This window comes from Spirosoma aerophilum, from assembly GCF_054782495.1.
This window is the reverse complement of record NZ_BAAGSJ010000001.1, coordinates 144011-162811: the sequence shown is the minus strand read 5'-3', so window position 1 is coordinate 162811 and position 18801 is coordinate 144011. Positions and strand designations below refer to the sequence as shown.

The 18801-nt window shown below is 52.6% G+C and carries 14 protein-coding genes; 1 reads left to right on the top strand and 13 read right to left on the bottom strand.

Going from position 1 to position 18801, the window contains the following annotated elements:
• Positions 1–24: 24 nt before the first annotated feature.
• Positions 25–633, top strand: a complete 609-nt coding sequence (locus ACYVK4_RS00690) for an RNA polymerase sigma factor (protein WP_461125560.1) — start codon at positions 25–27, stop codon at positions 631–633.
• Positions 634–670: 37 nt separating this feature from the next.
• On the opposite strand, the gene ACYVK4_RS00685 is transcribed toward ACYVK4_RS00690, so the two are convergent.
• The 13 genes from ACYVK4_RS00685 to ACYVK4_RS00625 form a co-directional block, all read right to left on the bottom strand.
• Complete coding sequence (locus ACYVK4_RS00685) at positions 671–1687, bottom strand: SMP-30/gluconolactonase/LRE family protein (protein ID WP_461125559.1); 1017 nt, start codon at positions 1685–1687, stop codon at positions 671–673.
• Positions 1641–2924 carry an amidohydrolase/deacetylase family metallohydrolase gene (locus tag ACYVK4_RS00680; protein WP_461125558.1) on the bottom strand — a complete coding sequence of 428 codons (1284 nt, stop codon included), beginning with the start codon at positions 2922–2924 and terminating at the stop codon, positions 1641–1643. The genes ACYVK4_RS00685 and ACYVK4_RS00680 overlap by 47 nt, the downstream gene beginning before the upstream one ends.
• A gap of 190 nt (positions 2925–3114) precedes the next feature.
• Entirely contained in the window at positions 3115–4335 is a 1221-nt protein-coding gene (locus ACYVK4_RS00675; RefSeq protein ID WP_461125557.1) for an aminotransferase class V-fold PLP-dependent enzyme, read from the bottom strand.
• 115 nt (positions 4336–4450) lie between these two features.
• Positions 4451–4918, bottom strand: a complete 468-nt coding sequence (locus ACYVK4_RS00670) for a RidA family protein (protein ID WP_461125556.1) — start codon at positions 4916–4918, stop codon at positions 4451–4453.
• A 21-nt stretch (positions 4919–4939) separates the two neighbouring features.
• A complete protein-coding gene (locus ACYVK4_RS00665) occupies positions 4940–6739 on the bottom strand; it encodes a PQQ-dependent sugar dehydrogenase (RefSeq protein WP_461125555.1) in 1800 nt (599 codons plus the stop codon).
• 165 nt (positions 6740–6904) lie between these two features.
• A complete protein-coding gene (locus ACYVK4_RS00660) occupies positions 6905–8149 on the bottom strand; it encodes an amidohydrolase/deacetylase family metallohydrolase (protein WP_461125554.1) in 1245 nt (414 codons plus the stop codon).
• A 108-nt stretch (positions 8150–8257) separates the two neighbouring features.
• Positions 8258–9481 carry an aminotransferase class V-fold PLP-dependent enzyme gene (locus tag ACYVK4_RS00655; protein ID WP_461125553.1) on the bottom strand — a complete coding sequence of 408 codons (1224 nt, stop codon included), beginning with the start codon at positions 9479–9481 and terminating at the stop codon, positions 8258–8260.
• A gap of 105 nt (positions 9482–9586) precedes the next feature.
• Positions 9587–10261 (bottom strand): carbohydrate-binding family 9-like protein, encoded by a 675-nt coding sequence (locus ACYVK4_RS00650; RefSeq protein WP_461125552.1) that lies wholly within the window; start codon positions 10259–10261, stop codon positions 9587–9589.
• A gap of 164 nt (positions 10262–10425) precedes the next feature.
• Positions 10426–10884: a RidA family protein gene (locus ACYVK4_RS00645; RefSeq protein ID WP_461125551.1), complete on the bottom strand. Its 459-nt coding sequence runs from the start codon at positions 10882–10884 to the stop codon at positions 10426–10428.
• 325 nt (positions 10885–11209) lie between these two features.
• Entirely contained in the window at positions 11210–12772 is a 1563-nt protein-coding gene (locus tag ACYVK4_RS00640) for a SusD/RagB family nutrient-binding outer membrane lipoprotein (RefSeq protein WP_461125550.1), read from the bottom strand.
• A gap of 18 nt (positions 12773–12790) precedes the next feature.
• Positions 12791–16219, bottom strand: coding sequence for a SusC/RagA family TonB-linked outer membrane protein (locus ACYVK4_RS00635; protein ID WP_461125549.1), 3429 nt, complete (start codon positions 16217–16219; stop codon positions 12791–12793).
• 205 nt (positions 16220–16424) lie between these two features.
• Positions 16425–17549 (bottom strand): FecR family protein, encoded by a 1125-nt coding sequence (locus ACYVK4_RS00630; RefSeq protein WP_461125548.1) that lies wholly within the window; start codon positions 17547–17549, stop codon positions 16425–16427.
• Between the two features lie 769 nt (positions 17550–18318).
• Positions 18319–18525: a hypothetical protein gene (locus ACYVK4_RS00625; protein ID WP_461125547.1), complete on the bottom strand. Its 207-nt coding sequence runs from the start codon at positions 18523–18525 to the stop codon at positions 18319–18321.
• Positions 18526–18801: the final 276 nt, after the last annotated feature.

Sequence of the window (18801 nt, the reverse complement as noted above, 5' to 3'; positions counted from 1 at the left end):
ACCTTATAATAAAAATGAAGTATTTTGGATCAGCGACATCGTATTATCGAAGAGAACGAATACTTACTGGAACTCTGGCATAAAGCACAAGCCGGAGATAAAGCCGCTTTTTGTCAACTGGCCGAAAAACAATACCGGTCTCTGTTCGCCTATGCAACCAACTTCACGGATGATCGCGACTTTATAAAAGACTCCATTCAGGAAATTTTTATCCGGATCTGGGAGAAACGGACCACGACAACGATACAATACGTTTCGATCTATCTGTTCAAATCACTCCGGAATCAGCTCTTGCAGGAGTTTCGCCGGAGCAAGCCCGAACGCTCCTCACTGAACAGCCTGGAAGTAAGTGACCTCTCTGACTGGCAGACGATTGAAACGGAAATTGAGCAGAGCGAAGCCGATTCGGAGAGTCAGTACAAAGTCCGTCAGGCCATTAATACCCTGCCCAAACGCCAGCAGGAAGTCGTTTTTCTTAAGTTTTATAATGGCCTGGAAAACGACCAGATTGCCGCCCTCATGGACATCAACCGCCAGTCGGTTGCCAACCTGTTGTATAAAGCACTGGGAACGCTCAAAAGCCAGATGGCTTTTTACCAATTCTGGCTTTTGGTGAGTTTTCTGGTTGAGTAACGGGTTGACATGGGGCGGGTGTTTGACCCTGGCCGCGCTACTTCTGCCGCATTGCCCATTCCTGCCCCGGTATATCGACCCGGAAGGTTTCAATATTCCCCTGATCCTGCAAGGTGACATAAGCGGTACGTCCGTCTTTACCGCCAAAGGCAATGTTGGTCGGCTTTTGCCCCGTCAGTTTAATTTCCTGAAGGAGTTTCCCCGCTGGCGATAGTTTCGCAACGGTGCCTTTGCCATACCGGACAATGTAGAGATTCCCTTTTGTATCGCACCGCATGCCGTCCATGCCGAAGTCGGGAAATTCAATGAGCAGCCGTTTGTGGCTGACCTGACCCCCCTTCGACAGATCGTAGGCCCACACTTTCCGCTGCGCCGACTCATTTACATACAGCGTTTTGTTATCGGGACTAACTTCAATACCGTTCGTGGTGCCCATGTTTGCTTCGAGCAACGTTACCTTTCCGTCGGTGTCGATCCGCCAGATGTTGCCGGTATTGTCTTTCCAGTTCGGGTCGCTGGCGTAAAGCCGGTCCTGGCTGTCGATGGCAATATCATTGGGTTGATTCATGCGCGGTTCGTTGGCAAAAACAGTCAGTTGTTTGGTGCCCATCACCACTTTCAGGATGTTGTGCTTAGGGTAATCCGCAATGAACATGTCACCCTTTTTGTTGAAGCGAATCCCGTTGCCAATGCTGCCTTCGGGCAACTCGACAAATACACTGGCCTGACCCGCCGGGCTAATCAGCCCTATAGTACCCTGTTTGGCAAAATTAACGGCGTAGAGCATTCCGGACTTGTCGACAGCGGGGCCTTCAACGCCCGATGTGAAGCCGTTGACAGAGGTGAAAACGCTGGATTTGAACAGATCATCGGCCAGACGCAAATGATTGGACGACAAGAGAACGGTAACCGCGCTCAATAGCGGGAGAGTAATAAAACGGGGTATTTTGGTGAACATGGGTATTGGTAGTTTCTGGCGCGGGTTTGATTCGTGCTGACCGGCACCGTTACGAGCGGGGTTGTTGCGTAACAACGACCGGATTGGCGATACCATTCAGATCATACACGATTTTTCCTTTTCGGATGGTCATTTCGCAGCCCAGTTTCTGTTTGCCTTCGATCTTGTGACCGGTATAATCGAAGAAACCGAAATAGCCCGTATCCCGAACTTCAAACTTGCCCTCGTGCAGGTTCAGGATCGCCACATCGGCCACGGCACCTACCGATAGATGCCCCAGTTCGGGGCGTTTGATCGCCTGCGCCGGTGCCCAGGTACTGGCTTTGATCACACTCTGGAGATTCATGCCCATCGCCATAAATTTCGACATCACGTTGAGCATGTCTTTCATGGCGTTGTTCATGCTGCCGGTATGAATATCGGTACTGATGGTGTTGGGGTAGAAGCCGCTTTTGATAGCCGGAATGGCCTGCGAAAAGGCGAAGCTGATGCCGCCGTAGCCCACGTCGAAAAGAATGCCTTTCTTCTGTGCTTCCCACACGAACGGTTTTACCTTGTTGGTAGCTACATCCAGAATAGGCTCCCGTGTCTTCAGTTGCCCAAAGCAGTGGGTGAAAATATCGCCCGGACGAAGCCGCTTTAAAAACAAATCCTCAATGGATAGGGTAGGCGTGCTGCCGCCGAAGTCGATCATGACTGGAACATTGGCCAGTTTCCCCGCTTCTACGGCGCGGTCGGTAGGTGTCCAGTCGTAGCCGTTGAAGTGCGCGAGCTTAACGCCCACCACGTAGTCCGGGTACTTCTTCGCCATTTCGGCCGTTTGTTTGGCGTCCATGTCGTCGATGTTCTGCTCAAACTTGCCCCCGCGCATGCCACTCCCCACAATATTGAGCAGGGCCAGCACCCGCGTTTGCGACAGGTCGATGGTCTGTTTCTTGAACGTTTCAAAGTCGCGCCAGCCGGAACAGCCCGCATCGACAATGGTTGTCACGCCGTTGCGAAAGGTGAAGCCGTCGGGGGGCAGGGCGTTGGGGCCGTTGCTGTACGTCTGGTCGAGGTTAGTACCGAAAAAGACGTGCGTGTGCATGTCGATAATACCGGGCGTGACGTACATCCCCTTCGCATTGACCACCTGAAGGGCACCTTTGGTATCGATAGACTTAGCGACCTGCGCAATTTTCCCATCGGCAATGGCGACGTCCATAATACCGTCGATATTGTTTTTCGGGTCGATCACATGCCCGCCTTTGATGACGACGCTATACGGCTGCGCCATGCCCAGTTGACTCAAGACGCAGTAAAGGAAGAGTAGGAGTAAGGGTATCTTTTTCATGGTTGAGGGGACTTAGACCCCACCCCTAACCCCTCCCCTTGAAAAAAGGGGAGGGGCTAAAAACAACCGACTTATTCCTCTCTTTCTCCCAGTTATAGTTGTAATGACTGCGGTTTGGAGAAAGCTAAAAAACAACCGGCTTGTCCCCCTCCCCTTAGTTCAAGGGGAGGGGCTAGGGGTGGGGTAAATATTACACAGCCGCTTTGGTCAGTTCTTCTTTAATTCGTTTAGCTACGATTTTCTCCTGGCCGGGCTTCAGCATCCAGACCGTTACACCAATGTTGCTGGGGCCGCTGCCGCCCACTTCAATGGATGGGTCGCCTTTGCGCAGGGCTTCCTGCAGGTCTTTACCCGTAATGTGCAGTTTGGCGGGGTCCCACGAGATGCGCAGGGTAGGCGTGTGATTGCCCAGGGGCGGTACATGAACGTTGGTCGTCACCCCATTGATAGCCTTAACCGTGTTCTCAACGTAGGCGGTATTCTCTTCCCACATTTTCCACACCTTGTCGTGGTCTTCGTTGATGAACCGCTCGAGGGCGACGTACATGCCGAAAATCTCTTCTTTGTTGACCTTCATGCCCCGGCCAATATTAAATCCACGGGGGGGCATATGCAGCCGGGCCGCTTCGATAATGCTTTTCTTACCCATCAACAGGCCCGCACTCTGGGGGCCACGCATGGCTTTTCCACCCGAGATAACGACGAAACTAAAGCCCATATCGTTGAATTTCCAGAGGTTCTCGACCGGCGGCACATCGGCGGCAATATCGATCGAGGTTGGGATATTGTGCTTCTTGCCCAAGGCTACCCACTCTTCGTGCATGATCTTGCCTTTATCCGCTTCGATGTGCAGGAAGTGCATAAGAGCGGTTTTTTCGTTGATGGCTTTCTCCACGTCGGCCGCCGTTTCGACCACCACGATTTTACAGCCGGTGTTGGTGAGGGCATGGTTGTAGACGATGTCATGGGCTTTCTGGCAGATCACTTCCGTTTTCATACCTGTACCCGCCAGATGCGGCAGCATCTCCACTTTTTTCTGATCCATGCCGGTCAGAATACCTGCCAGCCCGAGCGTCATGCCGGAGAACGCTCCCGACGTTACGACGGCCGCTTCGGAGTGGACCAGTTGCGCAATCTTCGCCCCGACTTTATCCTGAATCTCATCGAGCAGACAAAATTCTTTCGCACCGTAATTGATGGCGTCCAGTACCTCGTCGTGCATGAGCGAACCGGTCATGTAGGTAAGCGTACCAGCCGCGTTGATGAACGTGCGAATGCCGAACTCCTTGAAGAGGTCGCGTTTGGGCGCGGGTTTGGCTTCGGCTTCTAAAGAAAGTGGCAGCCCGCCGACCAGTCCGCCTAAAACGGGAACGCTCGACAGGCGTTTGATGAGTTTTCGTCTGCTTAACATCGGAAGAATTGAGAAGAGAGTAGTTAGCTATACTAGCGTGGTGTCGGGTCCTCAGACCTGACACACTCGCGGCAGCAATCGGTGTCAGGTCTGAGGACCCGACACCAAGGAGTGATTAGATATACGCGATACAATCCATTTCGACCAGCGAATCGCCGGGTACACCGCCGTAGACGGCTACCGTGGTGCGCACGGGGGGCTTCTTGCCGAAACGGCCTTTGTAGACCTCGTTCATGCCTTTGTAATCATTGAGGTCGTGCAGGAATACGCTTACTTTTAATACTTTCTCCATCGACGAGCCCGCTTTGATCAGTTCCCGTTCCAGCTCTTTGAGTACTTCGTCGGTATGTACTTTGATATCGCCTTCCTTATGATAGCCTTTGCCCGCCACGAACACCAGATTGCCCATTTTGGTGGAGCCCGAAAACAGCGGCACATCGTCCTGCATGACCACGTTGAAAACTTCTTTTTCGGCGGCAGGCTCGATTGGTTCAGCGATGGCTTTGCTGGCAGCACCCAGCCCGACGACACCGGCGGCAGAGGCAAAAAGACGTTTGAGAATAGAACGGCGTTGTGTTTCCATGTTAAATTAAATTACTGGTTGTTATCGTTTGGTTTTGCTACTGGATTTGCGTTTTGGTGCCGGAGCGCTCTCCTTATTGATCGCCAGCCGGACTTCATTGACTTCAGCCGCGCTGATGCCATCGGCGGTATTGCCGAAGTTCTGACGAATGTGCGTCAATACTTCAGAAAGCTCTTCATCTTTCAGAAAGCTATGCTGCGGCATGGCATTATTGTACGATTGCCCTTTTACCTCAATGGGACCTTCCAGGCCTTTCAGCAGCACCGTAATGAGTTTCTTCTTATCGCCCGTTACCCACTCCGAACCGGCGAGGGGCGGAAACCGCTGCGAGTCACCCAGACCGTTGCGCTGGTGGCAGGATGAACAATAAATGCCATAGACTTTGCCACCTGCCACGGGCCGGTCGCGGTCCAGATTGTCGGTGATAAAGTCCGGGTCGCGGATGTTCGACAGGGTCTTACGCTTCTCCATCTGCGCCAGTTGAGCCGGGCCAAAATTCTGTTTACTGCCTTTGTAAGTGACCTTCCAGATTTTACCCTTCTCGGTTTCGGCGAAATACAGCGAACCATCCGGCCCCATCGCCACACCCATCGGCCGATAATGCGCATCGCTTACGTTGACAATCGGGTCGATACCGGCAAAACCATCGGCAAAGACTTCCCAATCGCTTCCCAGCGTCTTACTTTTGGCGGGGACAAAACCAATGAAATAACCAGCCTGCGGATAGGGTGCCCGGTTGGTAGAGCCGTGAAACGCGATAAATGCCCCATCTTTATACCGTTCCGGGAAGCCGTTCGATGCGTTGGTGCCCTGATAAAACAGGATGTCGTTGGGTGCCCAGTGCGCCGGGAAACTAATCAGCGGCTTTTCGTAATCACCACAGCGGCCTACGAGTTTACCGTCGCCACCGTACTCCGGATTGAGGAGTTTCTTGCCCTGAATCTGATCGTAATAACAATACGGCCAGCCGCCGTCCATGCCGTCTTTCACCTGAAAAAGCTCTTCGGCGGGGAAAACGGCACTTTGCCAGGGGTTGTATTTTTCGGCCCACAGCATCAGCAAATCATCGCGCCCGTGCTGGAGGGCGTACAAACTGTTGGCGGTCGGGTTCCAGTCCATGCCCACCACTGAGCGCAGGCCTGTTGCGTATCGACGGCCATCTTTCTGGGTCTGATTGTTTTTGTTCGCATCGAACTGCCAGATACCACCGTGGTCTACGAGCATAGGGCAGGGGTCGATACCGGCCATGTTGGGTGTCCGGTTCTTGGGTTGGCACCCATTGGAAGCTGCTCCGAAAGCCACGTACATGTGGCCGTCGTTATCGAACGTAATGGGCTTGGCGATGTGTTCGTGCATGCCGTGCTCGTGGTCGTCGGTCAGGATCGTCTCCATAGGACTGCTGGGTACCAGTTCGCCGGGGTTGAGTTTGTAACGAAACACGTTCATCTCCGAACTGAAATACAGGTAGCCCTTGTAGATGCGCATGGCCGTTCCGTAGGCCCGCTCATTGCCGATGCCGCCAAAGGTTTTAACCATGTCGGCCCGGCCGTCGCCGTTCGTATCGCGCAGCGCAATCACCGACTCCCCCTTGTTTCGGGCGAAGCGGGCTTTTACGTAAATGTCGCCGTTTTCATTGACTGCCAGATGCCGCGCCCGACCCGGCAGGCTATCGACAACGACCGTTGCTTCGAACCCTTCGGGCAGAAAGAGTCCGCCGTTGGCCTCCGTCTGGATAGGCAGGCCATTTTTGGTCGCCCGCTGCGTAAATCCAACAAACGTCAGCAGGGCCAGCGCAATGCTTTTGATGTAAATTTTTGTCATTGGATTGAGAGTGGAAAATTTAATTAATTGAGGTGGTAAACAGATTTTTCAACCACAGAGGCACAGAGACCACAGAGTTGCAAAGGGGAACTACAGTATGTCCTTGGACCTCTGTGGTCTCTGTGCCTCTGTGGTTGAAAAATCTGTTTGTTCATAATGAATGTGCTAGTTAGCCTTGGCAATGCCAATTCCATTCAGATCATATACGACTTTGCCACCTTTGATGGTCATTTCGCATTCGAACTTCTGCTTGCCCATCATCTTATAGCCGGTTTTGTCGTAAAAGCCGAACGTGCCCTGTCGCATCGAGAAAATGGCAACATCGGCAATGGCGCCTACGGACAGATGTCCCAGATTCTCACGTTTGATGACCTGCGCCGGAGTCCAGGTGCTGGCTCTGATGACGCTCGAAATGTCTTCGCCCATCGCCACGAATTTGGACATAATACTAAGCATGTCTTTCATGGAGCCGTTCATGCTGCCCGTATGCAGGTCGGTGCTGATGGTGGTCGGGTAAAATTTGGCTTTCACTGCCGGGATGGCCTGCGAATAGTTGAAACTCGCTCCGCCATAGCCCACGTCGAAGACGATGCCTTTTTTGCGGGCCTCCCAGGCAAAGGGCTTCACGGTTTTGGTGGCTTCATCCACAATCGTCTCCCGAACGTTGCCTTCCAGCAGGGTGTAGGCATGGGTGAAAATGTCGCCCGGACGAAGGTGCTTCATGAACAACTCTTCGAGCGAAAGGGGGGGATTGTTGCCGCCAAAGTCAATGATAACGGGCATGTCGGCAAGCTTGCCGGCCGCCACAGCATGATCGACGGGTGCCCAGCTTGGCCCCTGAAAGTGGGCCACCTTAAACCCGACAACATCATTCTTATTCTCGAGCGCTACTTTAGCCGCCATTTTGGGGTCCATGTCGGTGGTATCCTGCTCAAAAACGCCCCCGCGCATGCCTTCGCCGACGATGTTCAGGAATGACAGCACCCGCGTTTTGGACGTAAAAATGATGTTCTTCTTAAAAGTTTCGAAGGATTTCCAGCCCGCGCCCCCCGCATCGACAATAGTCGTTACACCTACCCGAAACGTAAATCCATCGGGTGCTACGGCTACCAGCCCGTTGCTCAGGTAGTGGTCGGGTTCGGTGCCATAAAACACGTGCCCGTGAATGTCGATCAGGCCGGGCGTGACGTACATACCTTTAGCATCGACTACCTGCCGGGCCTGTTTGGCGTCAATGGATTTGGCCACCTGCGTGACTTTGCCATCGGTAATGGCGACGTCCATGATGGCGTCGATGTTATTTTTTGGATCGATCAGGTGTCCGCCTTTGATGAGCAGGGTATAGGGCTGCGCCCGGGCCGAAACCGCCAGAAAAGAGAAAAGGGTTAGGAATAAACAGATGCTTTTCATGGTTTAGGATATTAAGTAGCGCGGTTCTTTAGCCCGCGTAGCCGTAGGCTAATGTGCTATCAGCTTCTTTAGCCTACGGCTACGCGGGCTAAAGAACCGCGCTACAAACTACACAGCCGCTTTTGTAAATTCTTCTTTCAGCCTTGCCGCTACAATCTTGTCCTGTCCGGGTTTGAGCATCCAGGTCGTCATACTGATGCCGTTGGTTTCACCCACCACTTCGATGGATGGGTTGCCGTTTCGCAGGTTTTCCTGTAAAGACTTAGTCGTCAGGTTGACCTTGCCCGTTTCCCAGGTTACCCGCATGGTAGGCGTGTGGTTGCCCAACGGTGGTGCATAAGTTTCGATCTTGATACCGCTGATCCCTTTAATGGCGTTGGAAATGACTGCCACCCGGTCTTCCAGCATCTTCCATTCTTTCTGGTGGTCGGTGGCGATGAATTTATCGAGGGCCACGTACATACCGAGAATCTCTTCCTTGTTAACTTTCATGCCCCGGCCGATGGTGGAGCCACGGGGTGGCATGCTAAGCCGGGCGGCTGCGATGTACTGTTTTTTGCCCATCAGCAAACCGGCACTTTGTGGGCCGCGCATGGCTTTCCCGCCCGATACGCAAACCAGATCGAAGCCCATGTCGTTGAATTTCCAGAGGTTTTCGACCGGCGGCACATCGGCGGCAATGTCGATCATCGTCGGGATGTTGTGCTTCTTACCCAGATTCACCCACTCCTGGTGTTGAATCTGGCCCTTATCGGACTGGATATTCAGGAACCAGAGCATAGCCGTTTTGCTGTTAATGGCTTTTTCGGCCTCTTCCAGCGTTTCAACCACTACGATTTTACAACCGGTATTGGTGAGGGCGTGGTTGTAGCCGATGTTGTGCGCTTTCTGGGCAATCACCTCCGACTTCATATCGGTGCCTTCCAGATGCGGCAGCAGCTCCACTTTTTTCTGGTCCATACCTGTCAGCACGCCTGCCAGCCCCAACGTCATGGCCGAGAAACAGCCCGCCGTCACCACCGCCGATTCGGCATGGGTCAGGGCGGCAATCTTCTCGCCGACTTTGGTCTGCACATCGTCGAGCATGACAAACTCTTTGGACGATGCGTTGATGGCTTCAACCACGTCATCTTCCATGAGCGAGCCAGTCATGGCGGTATAGGTACCGGCGGCATTGATGAAGGTACGCAGGCCCAATTCTTTAAGAACATTTCGGGGAACGGCTTTGGCCGGAGCCGCGAGCACCGATGCCAGGGGCGTTGCACCACCGAAAACGCCACCCAGCAGGGGCACTGTCGACAGTCGCTTGATGAGAGATCGTCTATTGAGCATGAGAAAGTTGGTTTATAAATTTCTTTTGATGAACACAGAGACGGTTCGCCGTGCGGCACAGCGGTTATTGATCATTGTACTTTTTCTCTGTGTTTTCTGCGTTCATTATTCAAAAATCAGCGTTCCGAACTTATTGAATTCGTGAAAGCTGCCACTCGTTTTTTGCCACGACCAGGTTTGATACCCCTTGTCGTAATCAATGCGGTACAAATTCCCCCGCCATTTGGTACCCGAGCCTGGAGGGGATTGAACGATGGGGTTCAGCAAGGTATAGGGGATGAAAAATTCGGCTGTCCATCCCTTGACGGTTGCCTTGCTCACCTTGTCGCCCCCCTGAATGCTGGTCGCGTGCTGCACCTTCGATTTGCCCGAGTAATTCCAGGGTTTCCAGCCCATGAACTTACCATGCAGGTTCGGGACCAGAATCGCTAATTCGTAGTTCAACGGCGACAGTTCGTACTCGAAATAGATAGGCGCGGACTGGTCGGGCCAGAGAAAAACTTCCACCACATCTTCGTTGTACAACGCCCCAAAATCCTCCTCGATCGTTGCCGTTAACATTTCGTCTTCGCACTGAAACAGGAAATACATACCCGTGCCGGAATACAGCGTTTTGGTCTTGGTCGCCAGGTTGCGTCCGGCAGATTCCTGGATGGTGATCGGTACCCAATCGGTCTTTGTCCAGGCTTTATTGTCGCCGTTTCCATTCACCTGAAAATCATCGGTTTTCCGGACGACCATCTGGCTTGGATCGCTGGTTTGAGCGGAGGTAGGTTGCATGTTTAGTGCGAGTAAAAGAGCTAAAACGAGGACGGTGGGTTTCATGGGTCTTAGTTTGTACCAAATAGCCTCTGGCTGTTTGAGCCGAAGGCTGACAATGCAGCTACCTTATAAGCCGCTTCGCGGCTCAAACAGCCTCTGGCTGTTTGGTACAAAACACAGGACTACACATAGGCCACACAATCAATTTCGACCCACGAGTTACCGGGAACGCCCGCGTGTACGGCTACCGTCGTGCGGACGGGTGGATTCTTGCCAAACCGCCCTCTGTACACCTCGTTCATGGCTTTGTAATCCTTAAGATCGTGCAGCAGGACGTTTACTTTCAGTACTTTATCCATCGACGAGCCCGCTTTGATGAGTTCTTTCTCGATCTCTTTGAGCACATGGTCGGTATGCGAACGGATATCGCCCTCGAAGTGCGCACCTGCCCCCGAAACGAATATCAGATTACCGAGTTTTGTCGACCCCGAATACAGCGGAATATCATCCTGAGACAGCACACCGGCATCTTCCTGTTCGGGCGTTGACGCAGCAAGGGCGCGGGTCGATGACCCCAATCCGGCTATTCCGGCTACGAAGGTAAACAGGCTTTTTAGCAGGGAACGGCGTTGTGCTTTCATAAATCTATTAAAGAAGGAAAAGAGTATTTCTTAGGAACTTACTCTAATTTTAAGCCACTGCCTGTCAATTTATTAAAAAATATTAGAAACTGGTGTAGTGCATTGAATTTACTGACAGAAGCCTGGAGTTTACGGTGCAGAGTGATGTATGTGATATGTCTGCCGGTGGTGTCGGGTCCTAGACCCGACACCGTGAGGTTTCTCAAAACCTCGTTTATTAACGAGCCGCACGAGGTTTTGAGAAACCTCGCCAAGTCAGGTCTGAGGACCTGACACCACAACACCACAACATCACAATGCCACAGCAGACCACTCCACCACTCCTCTACTTATCCCACCAGACCACGCTGGAAAGCGTGTTCGTACCACCCTGCCGTGTCCGGGCTTCGATAAAGTTGGTTTTATTATACGTTTCTTCGGAATCCGGAATCACAAAGCGGGTCGGGATTTTGCCGCCGGTGAGGTTACCCGGATAGTTGGTTGGCGTGAGTACCGGATAGCCCGTCCGACGCCAGTTGGAGAAGATCTCATATTCATCTTCCAGAATTAGGGATACCCATTTCTGCGTCTGAATCTGTTCCATCTGCTGGGCTGTCGTTCCAGTGGCTTTGTACGGATTAGCTGCCAGATAGGCGTTGATCTTTGCTTCGGGAATCGTGCCGCCCGTGCCGAACAACGACCATTGGCGCATTCCCGCTTTTACAGCATTGTCATAGGCTGTAGCGGCAGTGGTACCACTGGTCCAGCCCCGAACGGATGCCTCGGCCAGCAACAGGTTCGTTTCAGCATTGCCAAACACAATCAACGGCGTGCTGTACTTTAAGAGCGTGTTCGGATTTGGCTCCGAGAAGGAGTTGAAGTTAGCGGGCAGGTTGTTGTAGGCCGCGTTGGGCATGCCGCTTTGCAGAGCCGTTGTGGTATCGGCGGTGAAGGTCTTGCCGTCGGTGGTGGTCCACACAATGGAAATCACATTCAGACGCGGGTCTTTGGTGTTCTTCAGGTAGTCGATGAACGTTTTGGCGAACTTGCCGCCTTCCACGTTGTCGCCACCGGGGGTTACGTAATCGGTGCTGATAAGACCGCTGGCAATGAAGTTCCGGCTGGCCGTCTGCGATCCATCGACGTATGCAATCACGGCGCGGTCGGCATCGTCCAGAATAACCCCGCCGGCAATGGCTTTCTCACTCCAGGTTTTGGCCAAAGCGGGATCGACTTCGGTCAGGCGCATACCCAGCCGGAACATCAGCGAATAAGCAAATTTCTTCCATTTGGTGATATCGCCCCCGTACATCAGGTCGGCGTTGCCGAAGGTGGCTTTGCTGGCGTCGAACGCCTTGATGGATTCGTCCAGCTCTTTCAGCAGATCAGCATAAATGGCCTGCTGGGTGTCGTATTTGGGGCTGTAGTTCTTATCCGAAAGGGCTTTACCCGCGTCGAAGTACGGAATGTCGCCGTACATGTCCGTCAGGCGATGGAAAATATACGCCTTCCAGATACGAGCCGCCGAGAGCTTGTTCACATCGAGCGGGCTGGTCGACACGGCGTCGATCACCTGCCGGATAGACACCACCGCGCCCTGTCCGGCTCCGGTACCTGCGTAGGCATTCCAGTTGCCGGTCGAGTAGCTGTAGTTGAAGTACTTATCACCCGCGGCCGGTACCTCTTTGTAGGTAGCAAATTGCTGCATCGACTGGCCAATGGTCAGGTAAGCCGCCCCGGTGAAGTTGGTACTAACGCCATCCAGTTGGGCGCGGGTGAAGAGGTAGCCGGGCACCACTTCCGAGTATTTGTTCGGGTCTACGTTCATCTCCTCGAAGCCCTTGTCGCAGGCAGAGAGGAGCAGAAGCATTGGGGCCACAACCAGTATTTTTTGGATCAGATTCTTCATCGTCAGAAAATTTTTTGGTTAGAATTTCACCATTAAGTTCACGCCCAGGCTACGGGTTCTGGGAACGCCGAAGGCTTCCAGTCCCTGCGCGTTGGTGCTCGTATAGCCCGATTCCGGATCGAAATACTGGTTCTTCTTGTCTTTGTAGAGAATAGCCAGGTTACGCGCCACAAACGAGATCGTAGCCGATTGCAGCTTCAGGAATGGCAGTTTGGCAACGGGCAGGTTATAGCTCAGGATCACCTGACGCAGCTTCACGAAATCGTTGTTGAACATGAACATGGCCGTGTAGTTCTTGTCGTTATCGTAGTATGTATCGACCTCTTCTTTGCTCCATGTTTTGCTGTAAGGATTGCCTTCGGGCGTTACACCCGTAACGGTGATGCCCGTTTCGCGACCTGGCAGCGTTTCCTGCGGCAGACCGAAACGATAGGCGTACTGGTACAGGTTCGAGTATACGATGCTGCCGAATTTGCCATCGACCAGTACGTTCAGCGAGAAGTTTTTGTAGCGGAAGTTATTGGTGATACCCATCGTGAGCGGGGGCGTTCCCTGCCCGATTTCCTGCAAATCACCCCGCAGGGCGTAACCGCTGGCTGTGTTGAATACGACGTTGCCGTTGGCATCAGTTTTCTTGTTATACCCCCAAACGGTACCGTAAGGCCGGTCGAGCACGTTCCGGACCAGACCACCGCCCACGCCCGCACCCACATCGATGCCGGTGATACCCGTAGCCAGTTGTTCGATTCTGCTCTTGTTATAGGCCATGTTGTAGCTCACATCCCAGGAAAAAGGACCTCGGCTAACGGGCGTTCCGGTCAGCAGCAGCTCAACACCTTTGTTACTCAGCGCTCCCACGTTCAGCAGTGCCGAGGTGTAGCCCGACGAGAGCGCAATGTTTGTCGTTACGATGTCGTCGGTCGTTTTGCGGTTGTAGAGCGTCAGGTCAATACCCAGCCGGTTGTTCAGGAATTTGGCTTCGATACCGCCTTCGTAGGTGGTGGAGGTCAGCGGTTTAAGGTCGGGGTTGGGTACTTGTGACGACGATAGCACCTGTACGGGCCGGCCGTTGTGGCCGCCCTGCTGCATAGAGTAGTACTGGTAAATCTGGTAGGCGTTGACCGTAGCACCACCCACCTGCGCCCACGAGGCCCGCAACTTGGCAAAACTCACGGCTTTGGGCAACTGGAAGGCATCGGACAGAATGAACGAGCCCCCCACAGAAGGGTAGAAGATGTGATTGCTCTTGGGGTTCAGCACCGAGAACCAGTCCTGCCGACCCGACAGCGTCAGATACGCCACGTTTTTATACCCAAAATCTGCCGAGCCAAAGACTGAGTTGATGGCGCTTTTCAGATACGTTGGCGTGGTGGTCGATGTAGCAAGGTTGGTGTAGCTGTAGAAATAGGGTACCGTAAATTCACTGCCACCTATGGTTGTCTGGTCGAAGATGGCTTTCTGGGCATTGCCGCCCAGCAGGGCCGAAAAGCTAAGGTCCTTGAAAAAGGTCGTGTTGTAGTTCAGTGTCAGCATGCCGTTGGTTTCCGACGAGCTTGTTTTGCGGGCTTCGTAGGTACCCAGCGGCTGGTAGGCATTGTTGGTTGGCTGGACGTACTCCGACGAGAAGCTGTAAAAATCCTGACTCACGCTGCCTTTGATGAACAGGTTGTCCAGAATGTCGTAACGGATGCTTCCCTGGCTGATGAACCGGTGCTTGGTGTCGTTGTTCTTGAATTTGTTGATCACGAAATATGGGTTCGGTGCGGCCGGAACGGGGTTCCATTCCATCTCTTTACCGGTCACGGGGTCGTAACCCGGAGCCAGACTGCGGATGTCGACCACGTTGGCGATCAGGTAAGTCGCCCAGTGCGGGTTGAAGTCGGCGTACCCTACTTTGGGGCGGTTGACACCTTCTTCCACATTGTACTGGAAGACCGTTTCAACGCTCAGTTTCTTGCCCAGAAACGCGTTCAGGTTCAGGTTGGCGATCCGCCGGGAGAACGATGAATTGGGTACGATGCTGTTCGACTGGGTGTTGTTCAGGCCCAGACGGAAGTTGACCGTTTCGCTGCCGCCGGTGAAGGCCAGCGAATTGATGTAGTTCGTACCCGTACGGTAAAAGTTCTTCAGGTTGTCTTTCTGTGGGGAATAGGGGTGCAATTGCCCATCGACCTGAATGGTGGGCTGCCCATCCATTTTGGCACCATACGAAAGGCGTCCGGTACTTTTGGCTTCGGTCACGGTGGTTGGTTTTCTGCCATCCAGACCCTGACCGTATTCATACTGCCAGTTTGGAATTACGGCAATGTCTTCGAAGGTCGTGTTGCTGTTGATCTCCACCCCGACACCCTTTTGGGCGCGTCCTTTTTTGGTGGTGATCAGAATAACGCCGTTGGAGGCACGGGCGCCGTACAGAGCAGCCGCCGGGCCACCCTTCAGTACGCTGATGGACTCAATGTCGTCGGGGTTGATCCCGCCAATGCCGTCGCCCCGGTCCACGTTCATACCATTACCGTCGGCGGTGGTACCGCCGGGGGTGCTGTTGTCCATGGGCATACCGTTGATAACGTACAGCGGCTGGTTGTTGCCGTTGAGGGAGCCGTTGCCCCGGATAATGATGCGGCTCGACCCGCCGGGGCCGGTAGCCATACCCGTTGCGTTGACACCGGCAATCTTGCCAGTCAACGCGTTGGCTACGTTGTTTTCGCGGGCCTGGGTAAATTCGCTGCCCTTTACCTCCGAAACGGCATAGGCGAGGGCTTTTTTCTCCCGCGCAATACCGAGAGCCGTCACCACCACTTCGCCGAGGGTACTGGCTTCGGGGGCCAGCGTGACGGAGAGGTTGCTTTGGTTGCCTACCGTAACTTCCTGCCGCTTATAGCCAACGAAGCTGAACACAAGCACGGCGTTCTCGTCCGGAATATCCAGCGAAAACCGGCCATCGGCGCCGGTGGTAGTTCCCTTTTGGGCTTCCCTTATGACCACACTGACGCCCGGCAGCCCCGCCCCGTTTTCGTCGAGGACAATGCCCGCTACTTTGCGTTTAGGGGCTTCCTGCTGGAGGGGCGTTCTGATCTCGGATGATTCCTGGCGTTTCAGAATAATCCGATCCTGAAGCACTTCGTAGGTAACCTGGTACGGATTCAGCACCTTGTTCAGGACGTCGGAGAGCGGTTCGTTACGGAATTTAAAGGAGCCTTTGGCGTCGGTTCCAAAGATTTGCGGGTTATACAGGAATTTGACGTTTGTAACGGTCTCAATCTTGTCCAGCACCTTCTCAATATCGGCGTTGGTTAGTTGGAGGGTTACTTTTTGCTCCAGCACTTTCTGCCCACTTACCTCAAAGGCGTAGGAGAAGGTGGCAAAAGCGACAGAAAGAAAGGCCTGGTAGATGCCAATGCGCATGATTTTCTGTAAAGTCTTTTGATAAAGTACTCGTTTTGACATAGTTTTGGCTTTTGTCGGGTGAAAAATTCGGCACAATAAAGTCCCAGTCCGCAATTTTTGCGGATACCGTAATGAGCTTAACGAGGGGCGGTTTTGAAGGCGAAGATGTTAGCGCATCTCCGCCTTTTTTATGCGTATGTCGGAGCGTTGTTGACCATAGGCATGCAGAATATTAGAGCGGTTAGAAGATAATTGGGTATTGGTTTTAACAGCCGTTGCTACTGATCAGAATGGTACCATCTACCTGCTTGTAGCTGGCATTGATGGTCTTGCAGATCAGGTCAAGTTTTTCAAAAAGTGGCTCGTCGGTAAACGAAGCGGTCAGGTAACAGGCCCGCATCAATTCTTTGTCGAATACGATAGGTACCCCGTACGATTGCTCAAGGCTGGCGAACACATCGGCAATAGGAGTGCGTTTGAAGGCGAAAAGTGGCTTCTGCGGAGCTTGCTCCAGTAAAACCGGATTCTCAACCAGGCTCTTCGTTAACTGTGTTTTCTCCGTCGAAAAGACAATCTGCTGATTGGGCGTCAGTACGATACCGTCCAGTTTATACGTCTCTTTCCGGGGGAGATCCGCCACCTGTTTCTGAGTAAATACGGCCACTTTCCCCGTCCGGACAACAACTTGCATTTGTCGGGCACCTTCATACGCCTGTACCGTAAAGCTGGTTCCCAGCACTTTCGTCACCAGCCCGTTGGCGTAGACGTAAAACGGTTTCGTTGGATTTTTGACGACTTCGAAAAAGCCTTTTCCCGACAGGTAGATTTCCCGTTTAGTGCCGGTAAACTGATTATCGTAGCTCACCCGGCTTTTAGGATACAGCGTAATAGTGCTTTTGTCGGGCAGGTTGACGCGTAAGGGCCGATCGGTGGTGTTGCTCACTTCCGAAAGCGGCTCCGTAGCCTGCGCTACCAGCTCGGTATAGGTTTCGGGTGTTTTGTTGGCCGAAGGGCGGAGCTGGTACCAGCCAAACAGACCAAGTACAATCAGCACGCTGGCCGCCACGCCATAGCGAACAGGCAAGGTCCGAAACCAGGGCACGGCTATGACCGGCACCTCCCGATCGTCCAGCGCATCGTGCAGTCGACTGATTTCCTCCTGAATTTCCCGTTCTGAAATGGGAAGCCGTTCGGCAATGTGTTCGCTGTAGGTATTATGCAGAGCGTGCAGCAGTGAAGCTGCTTTATCAACCAGTTCGGTTTTGTCTGGATTGCGGGTCAGCCACGCCTGCCAGAATGCATCGGCTGCGGGGTCGTGGCTCAACTGCCAGCGTTGAAAAGACGAATCGAGGGCCAATTCTTCGGGTTCCAGATCCCTATACTCCTGCATACACATGAATGCGCTATCGGTGCATTTGAAGGAAAGATGCAGGAGTCGTTGGCGAATACTCTCTTTTTCGAAACTTTATTTTAAATTTTTTTAAAATGGCAGTAGGGTGAACGTTTGGGAGTCCTATAAGTGAAAGACCGTTCTCCCGTTGAAAGCAGTAAAAAGCTGTTGTATAAATGCTGTAGCCGAGGCAAAAGTAGATGGTTGTTCCAACTCAGTCAGGTTTATGAAACAGCTGACGAACACTTAATCTCCTGGCAAACGACAAGTAGATCAACAAAATCTGGCTTACCTGTCGAATGTGTTTACTCAATTATTTTTTACGGTTCCCTGGCTGATGAAGGTGATCCTGGCGGGAACCGGTTTATCCTGATTAGTGCTTAAATCGTAGGATACTGAAAGCGCACGATTCTCGCGACAAAAAAAGAGATAAGTGATTTACTACACGGGTAGTTAGTTCTTTCCTCTTCTATTTCTCTTCGATAGGGAGGCCTGAATAATCACCCACGCTTTTACCCGTAACCGCTGATGGAGTTCCTTATCCCGCGGAACAAAGGTGGTACTTCGTAAATTATTCTTTATTGACTTTGACTCCCAGTAATTGCTATCAGACGTATCGGGAATGGATGTGTACGGTAGTTCATTCATGGGTACCATTTGGTTAGTTTATCGGAAATAAGGTTAATTGGCCGGACTGCCCGCTCGGCGAAAGCATCAACGGCCATCACCTTCCGCTTCGTTCATGGATAGGCGAGCCGTTTGCAAACAGCTAATAGGCTGCGATCTCTCCGTTGGTACGAATGGTTAATTCATCATCAAACGAAACGATAACCACGGATGCATCTCGCACTCCGGGATAATCCCGCAGGAAGCGTTGGGTAGCCATTTCCTCGCTATTATTTAAATACGCTTTGCGAAACGGTTTGGGAGAGATGGAGCCATAGCCCGTGACAATGGTTAATGTATTAGTTGCCATAAGGATTTTGATTAAGTAAATGAATAAGTCCCGAGCGTTTGATTCGCTCAGTTACAGAGGGCATAAAACCGGATCAATTGATCTGGCCGTAATGGAGCGAAACCATCAACCCTTTACGTACATAAGTCTAGCCAGAGGTCGACCAGGCTGGTTGCTACTGACAATCCGCTACAAAAAAACCACCTTCCCAAAAGAGACAGATCAATGTTTTTAGTGATTTAAACTACCTGTCTGTGTTTTATTAATTTCAAAAAGCGGGTCAGGCGGATTGATCTC

What these genes read in the sequence shown, in the direction of transcription:
- ACYVK4_RS00675 (WP_461125557.1), bottom strand. Translation starts at nt 4,335, where the DNA reads ATGTTAAGCAGACGAAAACTCATCAAACGCCTGTCGAGCGTTCCCGTT.
- ACYVK4_RS00645 (WP_461125551.1), bottom strand. Translation starts at nt 10,884, where the DNA reads ATGAAAGCACAACGCCGTTCCCTGCTAAAAAGCCTGTTTACCTTCGTA.
- ACYVK4_RS00630 (WP_461125548.1), bottom strand. Translation starts at nt 17,549, where the DNA reads ATGCAGGAGTATAGGGATCTGGAACCCGAAGAATTGGCCCTCGATTCG.
- ACYVK4_RS00680 (WP_461125558.1), bottom strand. Translation starts at nt 2,924, where the DNA reads ATGAAAAAGATACCCTTACTCCTACTCTTCCTTTACTGCGTCTTGAGT.
- ACYVK4_RS00655 (WP_461125553.1), bottom strand. Translation starts at nt 9,481, where the DNA reads ATGCTCAATAGACGATCTCTCATCAAGCGACTGTCGACAGTGCCCCTG.
- ACYVK4_RS00660 (WP_461125554.1), bottom strand. Translation starts at nt 8,149, where the DNA reads ATGAAAAGCATCTGTTTATTCCTAACCCTTTTCTCTTTTCTGGCGGTT.
- ACYVK4_RS00635 (WP_461125549.1), bottom strand. Translation starts at nt 16,219, where the DNA reads ATGTCAAAACGAGTACTTTATCAAAAGACTTTACAGAAAATCATGCGC.
- ACYVK4_RS00650 (WP_461125552.1), bottom strand. Translation starts at nt 10,261, where the DNA reads ATGCAACCTACCTCCGCTCAAACCAGCGATCCAAGCCAGATGGTCGTC.
- ACYVK4_RS00665 (WP_461125555.1), bottom strand. Translation starts at nt 6,739, where the DNA reads ATGACAAAAATTTACATCAAAAGCATTGCGCTGGCCCTGCTGACGTTT.
- ACYVK4_RS00670 (WP_461125556.1), bottom strand. Translation starts at nt 4,918, where the DNA reads ATGGAAACACAACGCCGTTCTATTCTCAAACGTCTTTTTGCCTCTGCC.
- ACYVK4_RS00625 (WP_461125547.1), bottom strand. Translation starts at nt 18,525, where the DNA reads ATGGCAACTAATACATTAACCATTGTCACGGGCTATGGCTCCATCTCT.
- ACYVK4_RS00640 (WP_461125550.1), bottom strand. Translation starts at nt 12,772, where the DNA reads ATGAAGAATCTGATCCAAAAAATACTGGTTGTGGCCCCAATGCTTCTG.
- ACYVK4_RS00685 (WP_461125559.1), bottom strand. Translation starts at nt 1,687, where the DNA reads ATGGTATCGCCAATCCGGTCGTTGTTACGCAACAACCCCGCTCGTAAC.